Below are 19,073 nucleotides of genomic sequence, written 5' to 3' on the forward strand. Positions count from 1 at the left end.
ACGCAGGTTTTTCGAAGTCGTCCCGGACAATCAACTTGCGCCAGCCATTCTTAGCGGCGTGCATTTAGTCACGGTGCAGTAGTAGTACGAACAGGCTCCACCCTGGCATACCTGCACCACGCATCCATTGGGGTCGCATATGCTGCCGCCACTTTCAGGGTTGACGGTATAGGTTTGACCGAAGCTATCTCTGTATTTATGCGCTTGCTCAAGCGGGGTCAACGTAAGCGTCTTACCGAGATCTGAAGCCTGCGCGTGAATCGTCCCGGTCAGCATGCAGCAACCAGCCAGCGCCAACATGCCAAATAGCGAATGAAATTTCATCAGCGTTTCCTCCATGAATTTGTTTCATATCAAGCCATTGAGTGAGTGCCGCCACTCGACGCAAGATCTTACGCAAGACTATTGTCATCGACAACAGCTCGTCTTGATGAGCCAGAGACCCCTCCGTGCTCCTGCCCCGCATCCATAACCACATCAACGACCTGCCCGCCACCGCCTGGGACGCACTGCGACCAGACGACAATCCGTTTCTTTCTCATCGTTTTTTAGCCGCGCTGGAATCCACCGGCTGCATCCGCGCCGACTGGGGCTGGCAGGCCCATCACCTGGGGTTGTACGAGCACGACACACTGGTCGCCGCCACGCCGCTGTATCTCAAAGGTAACTCGCACGGCGAATTCGTCTTCGACTGGAGTTGGGCCAGCGCCTGGGAGCGCGCCGGTGGCGACTACTACCCCAAGCTGCTCAATGCCGTGCCGTACTCGCCCGTGCCCGGAACGCGCCTATTGGTCGGCGACGGAGCGCAGGCTTCACGATATCGGCGGGCACTGGTCATCGCCATGCAAGCTCAAGTCGAGCAGTTGGGCTTGTCCTCGGCGCACGCCAACTTTCTGAGTGAAGACGATTTACCGGCTTTCGGCGACGACTGGCTGACCCGCTCGGATATTCAATTTCACTGGACCAACCGCAGCTACGGGGATTTCGCCGATTTTCTCGCCGCGCTCAGCCACAAAAAACGCAAAAACATTCGCCATGAACGCGCCCATGTGGCGCAGCGCGGGCTGCATATCGAGATGCGCGGCGGCGACACGCTTAGCCGAGCCGAATGGCAACGCGTGCACGCGCTATACGCATCGACCTTTGACGCCAAGGGCAACCATGCCGCCTTGACGCAGGCGTTCTTTATCGAACTGGGACAATCGTTTGGCGATGCCGTGCAACTGGCACTGGCGCATGATCGCGGGGAGATCATCGCGATGGCGCTGTCCCTGCAGAGCAGCAAGACGTTGTACGGCCGCTACTGGGGTGCCAGTGTCGAGATTCCCGGTCTGCATTTTGAGCTGTGCTATTACCAAGGCATCGAGCACGCGATTCGGCATGGATTACAACGCTTTGAACCCGGTGCCCAGGGCGAGCACAAAATGGCGCGCGGCTTTCTGCCTGTACGCACGCATTCGCGACACTATCTGGCCGACGAAGGGTTTCGTGCCGCGGTGCGTCAGGCGCTTACCCGCGAAGCATTGAGCATCGACGAATACGCCGATGAACTACTGACACATAGCCCCTACGCCGAGCGTTGACGTCGATGTAAGTCAACGCGGGCTTGCATCACAGTCACCTGCCCCGCTATGTATGGGTCTCCTCGCCGACCATCGAAACCAGGCCGCCGTGCTTACCCTGCCCTTGCTCGACTCATCGCAACCTGAGCATTTTCCCGATCCGCGTAACGCGTTGCGCGATCCCAATGGGCTGCTCGCCTTTGGTGGCGATCTCTCGCCGCAACGATTATTGGCAGCTTACGCGCAGGGCATCTTTCCCTGGTTCAACGAGGAAGATCCGCCGTTGTGGTGGTCGCCCGATCCGCGTTGTGTCTTTCATACTGCTGATCTTCAAGCGAACCGCAGCCTGCGCCGGCAGCTTGCCGGCAAGTCATGGCGACTCACTATCGATCATGCCTTTCGCCAAGTGGTGGAAGCCTGCGCCGCGCCGCGCCCAGGCCAGAGCGGCACCTGGATCGTGCCTGACATGATGGATGCTTACACCACGCTGTATAGCCTGGGCCATGCGCATAGCGTGGAGGTATGGGAGGGCGATCGCCTGGTAGGCGGCATCTATGGCGTCGCCATCGGCCGGCTGTTTTGCGGAGAGTCGATGTTCAGCCGGGAAAGCGGCGGCTCCAAGCTGGCCTTGATTGCCTTGGCCCAATTACTGCGAAGCTGGAATTTTCCGCTGATCGATGCCCAGGTCAGCAACCCGCATCTACTAAGCCTGGGCGCTGCTGAATACTCCCGTGCGCGATTTCTGCGCGCGGTCGCACAACTCACCCAACTGCCGGGTCAACCGGGCAGTTGGGTCGAGTTCACGCCGCTGCTATCAGGCCGCCTTGGCTGAGCGAAGTGCCAGCGCCTGGCGGTAAGACACCAGGATGTTCTCGCGCACGGGTGCTTCGCCGTTGGCAATACAGTGCAGCCACTCATCGGTGGTCAACACGGCCGCAAAACGCGACTGCTCGACCACGGCAAGCACGCGATGGATTTCTTCCGCAGTGGCAGAGCCTGCCCGATTCGAATACGGCACGGAGCCGGAAGCGTCATGCACAAACTCCACCGCCATGCCGCGATCGAAGGCATGTTTGATTGTGGTGTCGTTGCAGTTATGGGTCATGTAGCCGCTGACCGTCAACGTGTCGATGCCCTGCTCGACCAGCCAGTCGGACAACCCGGTATCGGAGAAAGCACTGGGTAGCGGTTTGCCGAAATAAGCATCGCGATGGCGACGACCGACCTCATCGTGCAACTGCCAGCCGTTACTGCCCTGGGCAAAGGCCGGCGCGTCGGCGGGGGAGTTCTGCTGGATGACAATGACCGGGATCTTCGCTGCCGTGGCCGCGTCCATCAAGCGGCCGATATTGGCCAGGCTTTCCGCAGGCGGCGGGTATTCGATCTGCAAATTGCCGGTGAAGTATTCGTTCTGCACATCGATCACGATCAACGCACGGCGTGGGGTGGTTGCAGTCATGGCACAGCTCCTGATGGATGAGAAAGTGTGTCTATGCTGCCCGCGCCGACACTTGCGGACGAGTGGCCTGAAGGACAATCATCGATGTCATTGGGCCATGCACTGCCCCGCCATCGTGGAGTGGTTATGCCGCCGATCAAAACCGTGTCGAAAAGCACATCTATAAAGATTGCCGTCGTGGCGTTCGAGCACATTCTGCCGTTCCACCTTTCGGTGCCATGTGCGGCGTTTCAGACCACATGGAACGAGGGTCCATCGCCCTTTCGATTGCGGATCTGCTCGGCGGAAGGGCGCCGACTACGCAGCGCCGCCGGTTTTGTGATCGAAGCGGAATATGGGCTGGAGGAACTGAGCCGGGCCGACATCATCATCGTGCCGTCCTGGCGCGACTGCTATGAAACCCCGCCGCAGGCACTGCTCGATGCTTTGCGTCGTGCGGCAAAAAACGGAAAGCGCATCGTCGGCCTGTGTCTTGGCGCCTTTGTCTTGGCCCACGCCGGCCTGCTCGATGGGTGCAAGGCCACGACACATTGGATTGCCACCGACGAACTCGCGCGACGCTTTCCCAAGGTTTCGGTCGACCCCGATGTGCTTTATGTCGACGAGGGCCAGGTGCTCACGTCGGCCGGTGCCGCCGCGGGTATCGACTGCTGCCTGCATTTAGTGCGCCAATTACTCGGCACCGAGCAAGCCAACCACATTGCGCGGCGCATGGTGGTATCGCCTTTTCGTCACGGCGGGCAGGCGCAATTCATCGAACAAGCCGTAACTACGGCACCTCGCGACAAACGCATGGCCCACCTGCTTGAAAACGTGCAGCGAAAACTGCACCTGCCGCATAGCTTGGACGAGATCGCCCAACACGCCGTCATGAGTCGCCGCAGCTTCACTCGTCATTTTCGCCAGCTCACCGGCAGTAGTTTCGGCGACTGGCTGCTCGCGCAGCGGCTGAGCGAAGCTCAACGGCTGCTGGAGACTACGGATCTGTCGTTGGAGCGCATCGCCACGGCGATCGGCCTGGGCTCACCGATAACATTGCGCCAACACTTCCAGCGCGCTTATCGCACCTCGCCAACGCATTACCGCCGCAGCTTCAATGCGGACCGCGCCGATGCTTAGCTGCGGTGCATCATCCACCGCATCAGGTTTAGCAAAACCTTGGGCCGCAATGAAGAAACCCGGCACTAGGCCGGGTTTCTAGGGGGATCAACGACCGTGATGACCGCCATGACCGCCGCCGGCGGGAGCACCGCCTTCAGGCACGATGTTCGATGCCTGCTTGCCCTTGGGGCCCTGGGTGATATCGAAGCTCACTTTCTGTCCTTCAGCGAGGCTCTTGAAGCCGCCACCCTGAATCGCCGAGAAGTGTGCGAAGAGGTCTTCACCGCCAGCATCTGGCGTGATGAACCCAAAACCTTTCGCGTCGTTGAACCACTTGACCGTACCAGTTGCCATTACCAATTCCTCTAGAAATTCATACCACCATAACGAGCACGCTTGAAAAGCGAAACAGCTAAGAATGCAGCCGCCCCTCTCGCAAACCCAGCACAGCGCTTTTCGTATCGGTACCCCGTTAAAAACGAACCCGTCAAAAGCGCCGGCGTAATTGTGACTCGCTTTAACGAATAAGTGTCAAGAAAATTTCGTACTTCGAACATTTCTATGTGAAGGTTTTGTCAACGCTGAGTACGCGTCAGGCGCCTACAGCCCAAGAACAGGCGGCAATACCACACTGACCAGTACTTCCACTGCGCGTCAGATAAAGCCGGGGAAACACGATAGCGTTGTGGTTTATAACGATCTGACCCAGGCTATTTGGCCGCCATGCCACCCCTTATTCGCCTGCGCGTGCGACGCATGCAGGCGCACGCAGCTCAATCCATCGAGTAACTGGACTCACTCGGCTTCTGGCCAATGGAAGTGTCGTCAGACACATGATTCGATTCGCCGCCATCGACACTGTGCACGAGCTTCAGTGGCTTTGGCTTGGCGATACGAAACGCTGCAAACACCCGGCGCATAAAACTGACAACGAACGTAAGGCAAACGTAAGTCAACGCAAAATCGCATCCGTGATGCAGATCTCTAATACCCGCGCTTTAGCCGTTTCGTCCAATGCATAGCCTGGCACTCAATGGCTAGTCGCCGCGCGCATGGTAATGACTGGCGACATAGTTATCGAGAATGCCGACGAACTCGTTGGCGATGTTGTCGCCACGCAAGGTCATCGCCTTTTCGCCATCGATAAAGACCGGAGCGGAAGGCGCCTCGCCATTGCCCGGCAGCGAAATACCGATATTGGCGTGTTTGGATTCACCCGGCCCATTGACCACGCAACCCATCACGGCAAGCGTGAGGTTCTCCACGCCGTCGTACTTCACTCGCCATAGCGGCATTTGCTCGCGCACGTGCTCTTGCACGGTTTTGGCCAGCTCCTGGAAAAACTCACTGGTGGTGCGGCCGCAACCGGGGCAAGCGGTGACCAAGGGGGTGAACGCGCGCAAGCCCATCGTCTGCAAAAGCTCTTGCGCGACGATCACCTCGCCGGTGCGCGATGCGCCAGGCTCGGGGGTGAGCGAAATACGAATGGTGTCGCCAATGCCTTCCTGCAGCAGCACCGCCAATGCGGCACTTGAAGCAGTGATGCCTTTGGAGCCCATGCCGGCCTCGGTAAGGCCTAAATGCAATGCGTAGTCGCAACGCGCAGCGAGGTCGCGATACACGGCGATCAACTCCTGCACGCCAGAGACCTTGCACGACAGAATGATGCGATCGCGCGCGAGGCCGATTTCTTCGGCCCGCTGGGCTGAATCCAGTGCGGAGCGAATCAACGCTTCTCGCGCCACATGCGAGGCATCCCAAGGTACAGCCCGCGTGTGATTTTCATCCATCAAGGTGGCGACCATGCTCTGATCGAGCGAACCCCAATTGGCACCGATGCGCACCGGTTTGTCGTAGCGCAAAGCCATCTCGATGATCGCGGCGAATTGGCTGTCTTTCTTTTTACCGAAGCCGACGTTACCCGGATTGATACGGTACTTGGCCAATGCCTCGGCACAGGCCGGCTCGGATTCCAATAACTGATGGCCGTTGTAGTGGAAGTCGCCGATGATCGGCACATCCACGCCCATCATTTCCAGCCGCTCGCGAATACGCGGCACCGCCGCCGCGGCAGCCGGCGTGTTTACCGTGATGCGTACCAGCTCGGAGCCGGCACGGGCCAGTTCGGCAATTTGCTTGGCTGTACTGGAGGCATCCTCGGTATCGGTATTGGTCATCGACTGCACCACGATCGGTGCGCCGCTGCCTACGATCACCTTGCCAATTTGCACACCGACGCTGGGCCGGCGCTTGCCGGACTCGGCCGGACGCGGGTTAGGGGAAGACTTGTCGCTCATGAATCTATCAACCGGAAACGAAGGCCACGGCACGAGCGCGGCAATGGGCATAAGGATACCCGAAGCGGCCATGCCACCCTATGACAACCGCCTCCCGTGCCAGCTCTGGCAGGCCGATGAATAGCCTTGCAGCCCCCCGGAAGGATCGCGGCGGCCCCTGACGCGCTTTATTCAAGCAATAATTTCAACGCGATGCTCCACATGGTCAGGCCGACCAGTACCTCAAGTACACGCCATGCGACCGGTTTGGCGAACACTGGACGCAGCAACCTGGCGCCATAACCCAGCGCAAAAAAGAAGCACAGCGATGCCGACATCGCGCCGGCAGCGAACCACCAGCGAGCCTCGTGGAACTGGGTGGAGATCGAGCCGATCAGCAGCACCGTGTCCAGATAGACGTGCGGGTTGAGCCAGGTCAGCGCGGCACAGGTCAGCAGGGTCGGCAGCAAGGGGCTCGTCATGCCCTCGACCGGCATGAGGGTATCGGACGATTTCCATGCGGCGATAAAACTCTTGGCGCCGTAAAGAACCAAAAAAGCCACACCGCCATAACGCATCAACGGCCCCAACCACGGCGCTTTCGTCAGCACGATGGATAAGCCAGTGACGCCAAACAGAATCAGTACGGCATCGGAAAGTGCACACAGCAGACACGTCCAGAACACATGTTCACGGCGCAAACCTTGTTTCAACACAAATGCATTTTGCGCACCGATCGCCAGAATCAACGAAAGGCTCAAGGTAAATCCCGCCAGGGCGGCGTGAGTGGAATCCATGATGATCCTTATTATTGTGGTGTGGGCGCTAGCTGTGAAAACGCACCCTGCGCGATCACGGTATCGTCGCCATGTTGTTTTTTGCTCGCCGAGTGAGCCGTTACAAAGCGTTTCTAGGGGCCAGACCGATGAGCACCGTCTGGTGGCGCGCGGCGCAACGCCGTCAACAGCAAACGCCGTTGTAAACGATCGGCCAGTGTCGTTGGCTGCATCAGCCCCATGCGTTGCAAGGCATCGGCTTCGCCTGGCACTTCGGGTCCAGGCCGTACGACCGCGCGTAGCAGCGCCCACTTGCCTCGCCAAGTCGCACTACTCGATTTCAACTCGTTCAAGGCAGTGAACAATTGAAGCTCGATATCGGTGAAATCGCTACCGAATGGAAACATCGGCAGGAGTCCTTTCTGCTCAAACGGCGCCAACGCTTCACGCAGGCATTCGGGGCGGTGGCGGCGCCATTTCTCGGGTATTTGAAAATCAGCAGCCAACTTGCCCTGCGATTTCGCCTCGGCGCAAAGCGCATCGAGGAAACGTGCATCGCAGATCGCCAGCATCGCCTCGATACATTCGCTATCGGTCTTGCCGCGCAAATCAGCGACACCGTATTCGGTGACGTACAGATCGCGCAGATGACGCGGAATGGTGGTGTGGCCGTAGTTCCAGCGGATATTGGAATGCACGCCGTTTCGATCGCGCCGGGTCGCACGCATCAATAATACGGAACGCCCGTCGGGCAACTCATGCGCCATCGCAACAAAATTGTATTGACCGCCGACCCCGCTCACCACGTGACCATCATCCAAACCATCGGATACGGCCGAACCCAGCAGCGTGGCCATCATGCACGTGTTGAAAAAACGCGCGCCGCGCCGCTGCAAGGTAGCCAGCGCCTGATGGTCGCCGTAGAGCTGATTGACGTTGGAGACACGACACATGTCGATGGCATCGGGGTCAGCCGCCTCGGTGGCGTCAAGCCATTCGTAAAGTTCGCGCGAACCGAGGAAGAAGGCACCGCGCAGGTAATGCCCGCCGGGTGTTGCCGGATTGAGCTGACCACTCGCAGAGGCACGCTCCAAAGCCAGGTTGTCCCAGCAGCGACGCTTGAGAATGCCTGCCTTGGCCAAATGCATAAAACCATCCATCACCATTTCGCTTGCGCCGTACAAACCTTTTACCAAGGGCGCCAGGCCACCGCTGCGTGCGGCGAGCATATGGGTGGAGTGGCTTGGGTCCAGCGCAACGAGAGCCCGGCGCCAGTTCAGATTGTCCCGTTGACGCAAAAGCAAAGCCTTGACCAAGGCATCGGACAAGGCGCCAATACCGATCTGCAGGCAGCCACCATCTTTTACCAAGGCGCTGGCGTGTATACCGAGCGCGTATTCGGCCACATCCACCGGCTGCCGCGGCAAGGCGAACAATTGGGGAGAATGCGCCGGCGTCAGCTCGATGTCGAAGAAGTCCTCCGACACTTCGGCGTGGCCGCTTAGATACGGTAACTGCGGATGTACCACCGCAATGCACAGCGGCCGCGGCTTGCCGGCGGCCTGCAAGCGATCTAAAAAATCCAGGGTGAGATCGGGATTGCATGACAGGCTGTAGCGCACACCGCCAGGCCCCTCGCGGCGTGCCACCAATTGCACCAGCAGATTGATCTCTTGCTCGACCAGATCCCGCGCAACATGGGTGTAGTTCTGGCTGATGTATTCGCGCTGCGCGCTACCGGAGTGCAGCAACGCACCCGATTGCAAATAGAACTCATGGATCGCGACATTGCCCGGCAGCGCATTGCGTGCCTGGTCTACGGCATATTGCAGATCCTCGTAGTCTTCGCCGAAATGGCGATCAAGAAACGGCTGCAGAAAACGGCTTTCCAAACCAGGCGCCGGCCGCGGCCGGGTCAGCGAAAGCGCGGTATACAGCCGCATCGAGCGTGACTCGTCGCCGCAGTGGAGCCGGTACAGCGCGTTGAGCAAGCCGTGAGGTTTGCCTAACCCGAGCGGCGCGGCGATGCGTAAAGTCGACCCCAGTTGCGCCACGATGGCCAGCGCGCACAGTTCGGTATCTGTATGACGATGGATGGTCGGCATGGGGGAATCATGACATGAGTTTGGGTTGGCATTCGCCCTCTTTTCATCTCTCTCTATTCCCGCAGCGGCGAGGGGTCGAACGCTGCCCTACACTCGGCCCATGTCATCCCCATCGCCGTCCACCACCACACCGCAACGCCAGTTGGCCGAACAGGCATTAAGCCGCGCCGCCGGCGCGCCATTGCTTAACGGCAATGCCGTGGAGCTGTTGATCGACGGTGCGGCGCACTTCGAGGCCTGGCTGACGGCGATTCGCGGCGCCACCCAACGCGTGCTGCTGGAGAACTACATTATTCGCGATGACGCCGCGGGTCGTGCGTTTCGCGAGGCCTTGGTCGAACGGGCGCTGGCAGGCGTGTTCGTTGCCGTGGTCGGTGATTGGATGGGATGTCTTGGGCAGTCGCGCTCCAGTTTCTGGACCCCGCTTCGCGCTGCCGGCGGCCAGGTGCGGATTTTCAACCCACCCCAATTAGGTCGGCCATTTGGCTGGATCAGTCGCGACCATCGCAAGTTGCTGGTGGTGGATGGCCGGCTGGGCTTTCTGTCGGGCGTATGCATCAGTGCGAAGTGGCTGGGTGACCCGAGCCGCAAACTGGCGCCATGGCGCGATACCGGGGTGGCTCTGCGTGGCCCGGCCGTTATCGAACTTGAGCACGCCTTTGCCCAAAGCTGGGGCAGCATCGGCGAGCCATTGCCGACATTCCATGTCGAGCCTATGGCTGAAAACGCCGGCGCCGTGGCGCTGCGGGTCATCGCCACGCAACCGGCCACCGCCAGTATGTATCGACTCGATCAGATGATCGCCGCGATGGCGCGCAAGTCGTTATGGCTGACCGACGCTTATTTCGTTGGTGTGGCGCCTTATGTGCAAGCGTTGGCGGCAGCCTCTCGCGATGGCGTGGATGTGCGCTTGCTGGTACCTGGCAGTAGTGACATTCCGTTGGTTGCAGGCATGTCGCGCTCCGGCTATCGCCCGTTGCTCAAGGCAGGCATCCGAGTGTTCGAATGGAACGGCTCGATGCTGCATGCCAAGACGGCGGTGGCCGATGGGCAATGGGCGCGGGTGGGTTCGTCCAACCTCAATATCGCCAGTTGGTTGAACAACCGCGAAATCGACGTAGCGATAGAAGATAATGCTTTCGCCGCGAAGCTCGCCGCGCAGTACGAACAGGACTTAGGCTCGGCCACCGAAATTGTGCTGGCGCCACGGCGCCGCCGACGCGGTGAACAAGTGCGTAGCAGTCAGGGACACTCACCGCAGCCGCGCGACAAGGGCGGCAGTTCCAGCCGTGCCGCTGCCGGTGCCTTGCGCATCGCCAATACAGTGGGCGCTGCCTTGACCGATCGCCGGGTACTTGGCGACACTTCAGCCGGTCCGATGCTGATGGGTACCCTGGCGCTAACCATCGTGGCGGTGCTGGCCATAGGGTGGCCTGCCCTGATCGGCTGGCCGATCGGTATCCTCAGTGCCTGGTTCGCGCTCAATCTAGGTGTTCGGACCTGGCAATTACGTCATCGCCGCGCGAAGAACGATCCACCTGAATAAAGTAGGTTAGAGAAATCAGTCACTTGGTCGTTTCACCTGAGAAACGAGCTATGTATTACGCGGCAAGCGAATGTAATTCAACAAGATGTAATCTTTGCGAATCATGCTAGGCTCGCGCGTTCATGCGCACCCCCGACGACTCCACGCCTGATACTCGCGGCCCCGACGCTGGCGGCGCCCCGCCGCGACACGTCCTCACACCCAGCACCCTCAACCGGCTGGTGCGCGATCTGCTGGAAGATGCGCTGCCGTTGATATGGATCGAGGGTGAGCTTTCCAATGTGGCGCGGCCGGCTTCAGGGCATATCTATTTCACCTTGAAGGACAGTGGTGCGCAGGTGCGTTGCGCCATGTTCCGACCCAAGAGCGGCTGGCTGAAATTCAAGCCGAGCGACGGCATGCAAGTGCTGGTGCGCGCGCGCGTCGGACTGTACGAGCCACGCGGCGAATTCCAACTGGTCGCCGAGCATATGGAGCCGGCCGGCGAAGGCGCGCTGCAGCGCGAATTCGAGCAATTGAAAATGCGGCTGGATGCCGAAGGCCTGTTCGCGCCCGAACGCAAACGTGCAATGCCGCGCTATGCACGGCGCATCGGCGTGATTACCTCGGCTACCGGCGCGGCGATTCGCGACGTGCTAAGCGTATTCGCACGGCGCTGGCCGCTGGCCGATGTTGAAATACTGCCAGTGCCGGTACAGGGCCGCGAAGCACCACCGGCCATCGTCAACATGCTGCGCAAGGCGTCCGCCAGTGGACGCTATGACGTACTGCTGCTGACCCGTGGCGGTGGTTCGCTGGAAGATCTGTGGGCGTTCAATGACGAACAAGTGGCACGCGCCATCCATGCCAGCGCCATACCGGTGGTCTCGGCGGTAGGGCATGAGATCGATTTCAGCATTGCCGACTTTGTCGCTGACCTGCGTGCGCCGACCCCCTCGGCCGCGGCTGAATTATTGGTGCCTGACGCTCACACCAGCGCACAGCATCTGCGTCAATTGCGTCAACGACTCACTACGTTGCAACAGCGCCGCATGCAGGCCTATAGCCAGCGCGCCGACCACTTGCTGGCTCGATTGCAAGCGCAACGCCCGCAGGCACGTCTGGCGCGCGACCACGAACGCTTGTTGCATTTGCAACGCCGCCTCAGTGGCGTGCTGCGCGAACAAGGCCAATACCGTGCGAGCCGGCTCGAGCGACTGCATGCCCGTCTACTTGCCTGTCATCCGCGCCATCAACTGCCCATGCTGACACGCCGACTGGCCGAGCAGGACTCACGCCTGCGCCGCGCCATCGCGCAGATTCTCGATCGTCGCCAAGTGGGCCTGCGCCATGCCGCACGTGCCTTACACGCCGTCAGCCCGCTGGCCACACTCGAGCGCGGTTATGCCATCGTGTTCGATGCCAACGGCCAGGTGCTGCGTTCGGCACGCGATGTTCCTGTGGGTACGGCGCTGCGTGCTCGCCTCGCCGATGGCGAACTGCCGCTGATCGTGACTGAGCCCCCTGTGCGCAAAAAGCCTACTAAGCGCTGACGCCGTAAGGTCGGTGCGTTGTTACATGAGGTGTTCCGCACGATGTTTGAGCAAGCCCAGCACCACCGTATGAAAATCATCCAAGGTGTGCCGCGCCCACAGATTGCCGTAGGCATTGACGTTCGTGCTGATGCGGTAAGTGGTGGATAAAGTGAGCTCGGTGCGGCCTGGCGCCAATTCACGTAGCTGGTATTCGCCGCGCAATACGTCGAAGTAGCGGTCGCCGATCACCACATGGGTATCCAACCGGCGCAGGGCCTCGCGCGCAGGCGTTACATCCACGTCATAGGCCAAGCGCTGCCCCGGCTCCCATGCGGTGACGTGTTCGCGAAAGTGCACGCCGTCATCCCAGTACAGATCACGCACACTGCCCACGCCGCTGCCGTTGAGCAAGGCCGCACGAGGCTTGGGCAAACCAATAGCGTGCGAAAAACTCCACTGCAATTCGGTGTCGCGGATATCGGGCACATTGAGCAATGTCGCCCAGACGTGCTCTGGACTGGCCTCGACGACGATGCGGTCTTGCACCGTGTGCAACTCCACCGGCGTTTCCATATGCAGCTCGAACTGGCCCAGCAGCAAAGGCAGCACGATGAAGCAGCCCACGATGCCGCGTTGGGCATGCCGGCGGCGGCGCAGCCATGTGACCAGCAAACCCGCCAGCACACCGCCGAGGCTGGATAGCGCCAGCGTCGCCGGCAATAGCATAATCAGGCAGATCAGTGCCTCCCATTGCACTGCCGTCAGCACAGCATAGGTCAAGGCGACGGTCAGCCACGGCGCCAAAAACCAGTACTTCATACGAGCCTGCTGTGCCGGCGCACTAAGCGCCACGCAGATCGCGCCCATGACCAGAGGCAGGCTGAAAATACCGGCCACGGAAACAAAATCGAACGGCAGCCAACCCAGACGCGATGCGCCATCCATGACAAATCCATAGAGCGAACCGCCCAGCACGCCTCCTAGCGCCGCCGCCCACATCCGCCGCCGCGGGGTGAGCCGCCATGCTGTAACTACCCTATCCATCCGATAACTCCATGTTGCATACGCATCGCCCGCCGAGCGAAATCATCGGCGCATTCCAACCTAAAGCAGTGAGCCTAAAGCAATGAGAATGATGCCAATGCGCAAGCGCTTAAGAAGCGTGCAGCTTAACCGCGCGCCTGCTCGATGGCGACCAGATACTGGCACCCAACTTTCCGGGCAAATCATGGATACTCAAACACTTCCGCGGTAAGCACTTCGATTGAGTGAGCCATGACTACCTTGGTTTTCGTCCACGGCTGGAGCGTTACCAACACTTCCACCTACGGCGCCTTGCCACAGCGGCTACAGCAACAAGCGACGGCCAATGGCACGCCACTGAATCTGGCCGATATCTGGTTATCGGAATACGTCAGCTTCGACGACACCGTGACCATGGGCGACTTGGTGCGCGCCTTCGATCATGCCTTGCGTGATCTGCATCTGATCGGCAGCAGCTTTGCCTGCGTCACCCATTCCACCGGTGGCCCGGTAGTCCGCGAGTGGTTGCGCGCACGGCGCGAACGCCCAGGGGCTTACAGCACGATCCGACTCTCGCACTTGGTGATGTTGGCGCCGGCAAATTTTGGATCTGCACTGGCTCAACTCGGCCTTGGCATGCTGGGCGAGCTGAAGTCGAGCTGGAATGGCGTGGAGCCTGGCCGACGGATTCTCGATTGGCTGGAACTGGGCAGCGCCGAATCGCTGTCGCTCAATCTGGACCATATCCACGGCAGCGATCTGGCCGCGAACAACCAGTATCTGTTCGTGCTCACCGGCGATCGGCCCGATCGATCGCTGTACGACCATATCAATAGCTATACCGGCGAGGATGGCTCCGATGGTGTGGTACGCATCGCCGCCGCCAACCTCAACGCGCACCATGCGGTATTGGCCAGCCAGACCTCAGGCCCAACATCTGACGCACTGGCACTTAACCTGACGCGTGCGCCGCGCACTGCCTTCAAGCTGATTGCGGGTGCGTCGCACTCGGGCAGCACGCAAGGCATCATGGCAGCCGCGCCAGCCGCCACTGTCGAAGCCATTCTGCGCTGCCTGCGTGTAAGCGATCTGGAAACCTATGCCCGGCTATGCGATGCATTCGAGGCGGAAAACGCCATGCGCGATGCCGACAAAGTAGAACTGGAACCGGTCGGCCCCTTCTCGCCACGGGTACATATTCACGACGCTCGCAGCCTATTGATCGTCCGACTCACCGATGAAGCGGGCGAAGCACTCGGCGGTAGCCGCTTTTTGCTGGATGCGGGTTTACCGCCAAACCCTGACTGGATGCCGCAGGGCTGCTTGCTGGATCGCCAAGCTAACTCGCGCGCTCCCCATGTGTTATCGCTATTTCTCAATTACGCCTTGCTCGCCGGCGATGCCCGCGTAGCCGACCCTCGCAACAGCCGCAAGACATTGCGCGCGGCAATGAGCAACCACCGCCCCTACGGTGCCGACATTCAGCCCGCCGATCTCAATGGATTGGTTCACCACGCCCTCGCCCACACGACCGCTAGCGATGATTTGTTCGACGCGCTTGCGCCCCACCAGACCACGGTGCTGGACGTGGTCTTGCCGCGCAAAGTGCATGAGGGCGTATTCCGATTGACGCAGACATTGACGCCGGAGGATTTCAGCCACCCAGTCGCCGGCGCCGTGATTCCTTAGCGCCTGTTCAACGGCTTACCCGCAGCAACCATATGGCTTAACCTCGCGGCCTATGAATGCCGCTGCCAACAAGATCGCAACGCTGATGTGGCCCCGATGAGCGAGCTGCTGCATACCCTCGCCAATGCCTGCCAGCACAGCGAGGAGATCAAGAAAAGCCGATTTCTGGCCCAGGCCATGCCGGTGGACACCCCAGAACAGGCACTCGCCGTCGTGCGTCAGGTCAGCGACCCGGCGGCCACGCATAATTGCTGGGCTTACAAGATTGGCCAGGATTACCGCTTCAATGACGATGGCGAGCCTGGTGGCACGGCTGGCCGCCCGATCTTGCAGGCAATCGAAGGCCAGGGTATCGACCGCGCCGTAGTCGTGGTCACTCGATGGTTCGGCGGGGTGAAACTAGGCGCCGGCGGCCTGGTACGCGCTTACGGCGGTACCGCCGCCGAGTGTCTGCGCCGTGCCGCACGCATCCCCATCGTGAGCATGGCACGCCTTGGCCTGCACTGCGATTTCGCCGAGTTGGCCCTGCTCAAAGCACGCTTACGCGAGCTGGATGCGCAGATCGAACACGAAGTCTTCGCTGCGGACGGCGTTGAATTACAGTTGTATTTGCCAAACAGCCGGGTTGTTGAGGCACAAGAGCGCATCACCGACATCAGCCGTGGCCGCAGTCATGCGCGGCGGCTGGATTGAATCGAACAGCAACCCACCCCACGTATCGAACGCGCCACCAGTATCTATTGCCCTCAACAGCGAGCCCTCATGAGCGATACCGCCACCGATAAGCAAGCCCCTGCCCGTCGCGTCGGCGCGCTGCGCCAACTGTGGCCCTTTGTACGACCGCATCGTGCCTTGGCCATCGGCTGGCTGATTTTTCTCGGTCTGTCATCGGCAGCCACGCTGGCGCTACCGATGGCGGTGCGCCACATGATTGACCAGGGCTTTGGAAACTCCAGCGCAGCAGCCATCAACACGACCTTTCTTGGCTTGTTCGGCGTGGCCCTGGTACTCGCCTTCGCCACGGCTGCCCGCTATTTCTGCATCACCTTGCTCGGTGAACGCGCGCTGGCCTCGCTGCGCTCCAAGCTGTATTCACACGTGATTCGACTGGACGTAGGCTTCTTTGAACGCAGCCGCGTCGGTGAGCTGATCTCACGGCTGGGCACCGACACCGAGGTGATTCAGGCACTGATCGGCTCGGGTATTTCGGTCGCGTTGCGCAGTGTGGTGATGCTGCTCGGTGCAGCGGCCATGATGGTTTGGACCAGTCCGCGCCTGGCCGGCCTCACTGCACTGGTGATTCCGGCGGCGATGCTGCCGATTCTGGTCTTTGGCCGGCGGGTGCAAAAGCTGTCGCGCGCCAGCCAGGATCGTCTCGCCGATGCGGCAGCGATCGCCAACGAAACATTGAACGCCGCGCCAGCGGTCAAAGCCTATGCCCGCGAGGACATTGAAAGCACCCGCTACGGCAGTGCGATCACTCGCGCATTGGCCACGGCACGCAAGCGCATCGGCATGCGGGCGATTTTGACGGCGGCAGTGATCGTGCTGTTCTTTGGCGCCATTACCTTAGTGCTATGGGCCGGTGCACGCGATGTATTGGCCGGCACGCTCAATGCCGGCGTGCTGGGCCAGTTTGTGCTGTACGCGATTTTCGCCGCCGGCTCGGTGGCGGGGCTATCGGAAGTATGGGGTGATGTGCTGCGCGCGGCCGGTGCGATGGAGCGCATCAGCGAGCTATTTGCCGAGCACGCCGATATCGCCAGCCCGGCACAGCCGACGACACTGGCCAGGCCGATCAGCGGCGCACTGCGCTTTGAAAACGTGACCTTCCATTACCCGACACGGCCCGACGCACCGGCGCTGTACGACTTCGACCTGGCGATCCGGCCCGGTGAAACCGTGGCCCTGGTGGGCCCTTCCGGCGCGGGCAAAAGCACGGTGCTTGCCTTGCTGCTGCGCTTTTACGACCCACAGCACGGCAGCATTCGTCTGGACGGCGTCGATCTACGAGCGTTGGCCTTGCCCGAACTGCGTGGCGCTATTGCGCTGGTACCGCAGGAAACAGTCATCTTCGGCGGCAGTGCGGCGGACAACATCCGCTTCGGTCGCCAGGATGCGGATAACGACGAAGTACACGAGGCCGCTCGCGCCGCCGAAGCACACGAATTCATCAGCGCATTAGGCGAAGGTTACGACGCCGAGCTAGGCGAGCGCGGGGTACGTCTGTCCGGCGGACAACGCCAGCGCATCGCCATCGCCCGCGCCATTCTGCGCGACGCGCCGCTGCTCTTGCTCGACGAGGCCACCTCGGCACTCGACGCACAATCGGAAGCTTCGATTCAACAGGCACTGGAGCGACTGGAAAAAGGCCGCACCACCCTGGTCATCGCCCATCGCCTCGCCACCGTGCAGCGTGCCGATCGCATTGTGGTGCTAGATGGCGGTCGCATCGTCGCCCAGGGTACCCACGAAAGCCTGCTGGCCGAAGGCGGGTTATATGCGGAACTGGCGCGTTTGCAATTCGTTGCCTGAGTTCATCCGTGGCCTGACCTCATACGCTAAGGCGTTGCCGTAACCAATGGCCGGCAACGCCAAGCGCACGACGTGAAGACCACACCACATCGATAACACCTTGTTGCGGCCAACCCGGCAGTGACAACTCGGTGAGCTTGCCGGGCGCATAGCGTTCCACCATCCAGCGCGGCAACGCGGCCCAGCCAAAACCAAGCTCAGCCATCTCCATCAGCAGAAGAAAGCTCGGCGCGGACCAGTAGCGACCCTTCGTAGCTACCGACGCTTCATCCAGATACGTGTTGAGACGGAGCTCGCGCACATTTGCCAGGTCATCAGGCATCGGCGGCGTGAGCTTTGCCAACGGATGATCGGCCGCCACGAATAATGCCGTCTGCGATGGATGCTGCGCCGTCGCACGAACAATGTCGGACGGATACGCCGGTTGTGCCGCGACCAGACCAAGCTGGGCGCGCCCCTCTTGCACCAGGGCCAGTGCATCGGCGCCCTCACCCAGCAGGCATTCGAATTCAAGCTCGGGATAACGCTGATCGAGTTCGCTCAGTATCGACTCGTAGTCGGGTGATTGGTAACGGTCAGTGAGTACCACGGTCAAACGCGGCTCCAGGCCCGCCGCGAGTTGTCCGGCGGTGCGCATAAAACGCTCTTCGGCCTGCAGCATCAACGATGCCTGAGCCAGCAGCAGTTGCCCTTCAGGTGTGAGCTTGGGGCGACGCGTGCGGCGATCGAAAAGCTTCACACCAAGATCGATCTCCAGATTCGCGATGGCTTCACTAATCGTCGACTGGCTCTTCCCCAGCGCTCGCGCAGCCGCACTGAAGGAGCCACCGTGGGCGGCTTCGGTAAATGCCCTCACAGAATCGGCTCGCAGAGTATCGGGGGAAGGCTTCATAACGGCCTGATTCATCACATCCGTAATATCGGTATTTCCGATGATAACTAATTTCTATCATCGGCGTATATCGCGGAAAATCTGCTCATCCCGCGACTTAGGAGTCACCATGAGCCTGCCCCAGAAAACCGTACGCGAACGCGTGTTACACGCCGTTTCGTTTGAACTCATCGCCATCTTGATCGGCGTGCCATTACTGAGCTGGTTGTTGAACATATCGCTGGGCAAGATGGGCGTGCTTACCGTCACCATCTCGCTGGTCGCCATGTTCTGGAACATGGTCTACAACAGCTTGTTCGACCGCCTGCAGCGAGCACTGGCGTTCACCCGCACGCTGGCCATCCGCGTACTGCACGCGCTCGGCTTCGAGCTGGGGCTGATCGTCTTTACCCTGCCGCTAGCGGCTTGGTGGCTGGAGATTGGTCTATGGCAAGCGCTGCTATTGGAAGCCGGCGTGCTGCTGTTTTTCCTGCCCTATACGCTGGGCTTTAACTTGGCCTACGACGCATTGCGCAAGCGCTGGTACGAACAACGCCAGCCGCTCGCTGCCGGGATGCGTTAGACCCTGGTTTAGCTGCGGAGGATAGTTGGCCTA

General features: G+C 60.5%; 17 protein-coding genes. 9 read left to right on the forward strand and 8 right to left on the reverse strand.

Annotated features, from left to right (window positions below; all coding sequences use genetic code 11):
- Nucleotides 1-30: 30 nt before the first annotated feature.
- Nucleotides 31-339 carry a hypothetical protein gene (locus DVJ77_RS20985; RefSeq protein ID WP_225427710.1) on the reverse strand — a complete coding sequence of 103 codons (309 nt, stop codon included), beginning with the start codon at nucleotides 337-339 and terminating at the stop codon, nucleotides 31-33.
- 110 nt (nucleotides 340-449) lie between these two features.
- On the opposite strand from DVJ77_RS20985, the gene DVJ77_RS01205 reads away from it, so the two are divergent.
- Together DVJ77_RS01205 and aat are read left to right on the forward strand one after the other, a co-directional pair.
- Nucleotides 450-1,583 carry a GNAT family N-acetyltransferase gene (locus tag DVJ77_RS01205; RefSeq protein ID WP_114843640.1) on the forward strand — a complete coding sequence of 378 codons (1,134 nt, stop codon included), beginning with the start codon at nucleotides 450-452 and terminating at the stop codon, nucleotides 1,581-1,583.
- 88 nt (nucleotides 1,584-1,671) lie between these two features.
- On the forward strand, nucleotides 1,672-2,394 hold the full coding sequence (gene aat, locus DVJ77_RS01210) for a leucyl/phenylalanyl-tRNA--protein transferase (RefSeq protein ID WP_114844185.1): 723 nt from the start codon (nucleotides 1,672-1,674) through the stop codon (nucleotides 2,392-2,394).
- Here aat and DVJ77_RS01215 read toward each other — a convergent pair.
- A complete protein-coding gene (locus DVJ77_RS01215) occupies nucleotides 2,377-3,021 on the reverse strand; it encodes a cysteine hydrolase family protein (RefSeq protein ID WP_114843641.1) in 645 nt (214 codons plus the stop codon). The genes aat and DVJ77_RS01215 overlap by 18 nt on opposite strands.
- Before the next feature lie 126 nt (nucleotides 3,022-3,147).
- Between DVJ77_RS01215 and DVJ77_RS01220 the strand changes: the two genes are divergently transcribed.
- Nucleotides 3,148-4,140, forward strand: a complete 993-nt coding sequence (locus DVJ77_RS01220; RefSeq protein WP_114843642.1) for a GlxA family transcriptional regulator — start codon at nucleotides 3,148-3,150, stop codon at nucleotides 4,138-4,140.
- Nucleotides 4,141-4,227: 87 nt separating this feature from the next.
- Here DVJ77_RS01220 and DVJ77_RS01225 read toward each other — a convergent pair whose 3' ends face one another.
- The 4 genes from DVJ77_RS01225 to DVJ77_RS01245 form a co-directional block, all read right to left on the reverse strand.
- Complete coding sequence (locus tag DVJ77_RS01225; RefSeq protein WP_114843643.1) at nucleotides 4,228-4,476, reverse strand: cold-shock protein; 249 nt, start codon at nucleotides 4,474-4,476, stop codon at nucleotides 4,228-4,230.
- A gap of 683 nt (nucleotides 4,477-5,159) precedes the next feature.
- Entirely contained in the window at nucleotides 5,160-6,419 is a 1,260-nt protein-coding gene (ispG, locus tag DVJ77_RS01235; RefSeq protein ID WP_114843645.1) for a flavodoxin-dependent (E)-4-hydroxy-3-methylbut-2-enyl-diphosphate synthase, read from the reverse strand.
- A 167-nt stretch (nucleotides 6,420-6,586) separates the two neighbouring features.
- Nucleotides 6,587-7,195, reverse strand: coding sequence for a LysE/ArgO family amino acid transporter (locus DVJ77_RS01240; RefSeq protein ID WP_114843646.1), 609 nt, complete (start codon nucleotides 7,193-7,195; stop codon nucleotides 6,587-6,589).
- 113 nt (nucleotides 7,196-7,308) lie between these two features.
- Nucleotides 7,309-9,279 (reverse strand): acetyl-CoA hydrolase/transferase C-terminal domain-containing protein, encoded by a 1,971-nt coding sequence (locus DVJ77_RS01245; protein WP_114843647.1) that lies wholly within the window; start codon nucleotides 9,277-9,279, stop codon nucleotides 7,309-7,311.
- Between the two features lie 100 nt (nucleotides 9,280-9,379).
- Between DVJ77_RS01245 and DVJ77_RS01250 the strand changes: the two genes are divergently transcribed.
- Both DVJ77_RS01250 and xseA read left to right on the forward strand, forming a co-directional pair.
- Nucleotides 9,380-10,825 carry a phospholipase D-like domain-containing protein gene (locus tag DVJ77_RS01250; RefSeq protein ID WP_114843648.1) on the forward strand — a complete coding sequence of 482 codons (1,446 nt, stop codon included), beginning with the start codon at nucleotides 9,380-9,382 and terminating at the stop codon, nucleotides 10,823-10,825.
- Between the two features lie 122 nt (nucleotides 10,826-10,947).
- Nucleotides 10,948-12,357 carry an exodeoxyribonuclease VII large subunit gene (gene xseA / locus DVJ77_RS01255; protein ID WP_114843649.1) on the forward strand — a complete coding sequence of 470 codons (1,410 nt, stop codon included), beginning with the start codon at nucleotides 10,948-10,950 and terminating at the stop codon, nucleotides 12,355-12,357.
- Nucleotides 12,358-12,378: 21 nt separating this feature from the next.
- Here xseA and DVJ77_RS01260 read toward each other — a convergent pair whose 3' ends face one another.
- The gene (locus tag DVJ77_RS01260) at nucleotides 12,379-13,383 is read right to left on the reverse strand and encodes an SRPBCC family protein (protein WP_114843650.1); all 1,005 of its coding nucleotides are present in this window, start codon (nucleotides 13,381-13,383) and stop codon (nucleotides 12,379-12,381) included.
- A gap of 231 nt (nucleotides 13,384-13,614) precedes the next feature.
- On the opposite strand from DVJ77_RS01260, the gene DVJ77_RS01265 reads away from it, so the two are divergent.
- The 3 genes from DVJ77_RS01265 (at nucleotide 13,615) to DVJ77_RS01275 (ending at nucleotide 17,586) form a co-directional block, all read left to right on the forward strand.
- Complete coding sequence (locus tag DVJ77_RS01265) at nucleotides 13,615-15,051, forward strand: esterase/lipase family protein (protein WP_114843651.1); 1,437 nt, start codon at nucleotides 13,615-13,617, stop codon at nucleotides 15,049-15,051.
- A gap of 96 nt (nucleotides 15,052-15,147) precedes the next feature.
- The gene (locus DVJ77_RS01270) at nucleotides 15,148-15,744 is read left to right on the forward strand and encodes an IMPACT family protein (protein WP_114843652.1); all 597 of its coding nucleotides are present in this window, start codon (nucleotides 15,148-15,150) and stop codon (nucleotides 15,742-15,744) included.
- A 69-nt stretch (nucleotides 15,745-15,813) separates the two neighbouring features.
- Nucleotides 15,814-17,586 carry an ABC transporter transmembrane domain-containing protein gene (locus DVJ77_RS01275; RefSeq protein ID WP_114843653.1) on the forward strand — a complete coding sequence of 591 codons (1,773 nt, stop codon included), beginning with the start codon at nucleotides 15,814-15,816 and terminating at the stop codon, nucleotides 17,584-17,586.
- 19 nt (nucleotides 17,587-17,605) lie between these two features.
- On the opposite strand, the gene DVJ77_RS01280 is transcribed toward DVJ77_RS01275, so the two are convergent.
- The gene (locus DVJ77_RS01280) at nucleotides 17,606-18,442 is read right to left on the reverse strand and encodes a LysR family transcriptional regulator (protein ID WP_263853800.1); all 837 of its coding nucleotides are present in this window, start codon (nucleotides 18,440-18,442) and stop codon (nucleotides 17,606-17,608) included.
- Nucleotides 18,443-18,587: 145 nt separating this feature from the next.
- Here DVJ77_RS01280 and DVJ77_RS01285 point away from each other — a divergent pair, with 145 nt between their 5' ends.
- Nucleotides 18,588-19,040, forward strand: a complete 453-nt coding sequence (locus DVJ77_RS01285; RefSeq protein WP_114843655.1) for a multidrug/biocide efflux PACE transporter — start codon at nucleotides 18,588-18,590, stop codon at nucleotides 19,038-19,040.
- Nucleotides 19,041-19,073: the final 33 nt, after the last annotated feature.

The sequence above is a fragment of the Dyella tabacisoli genome, assembly GCF_003350925.1.
GTDB lineage: Bacteria > Pseudomonadota > Gammaproteobacteria > Xanthomonadales > Rhodanobacteraceae > Dyella_C > Dyella_C tabacisoli.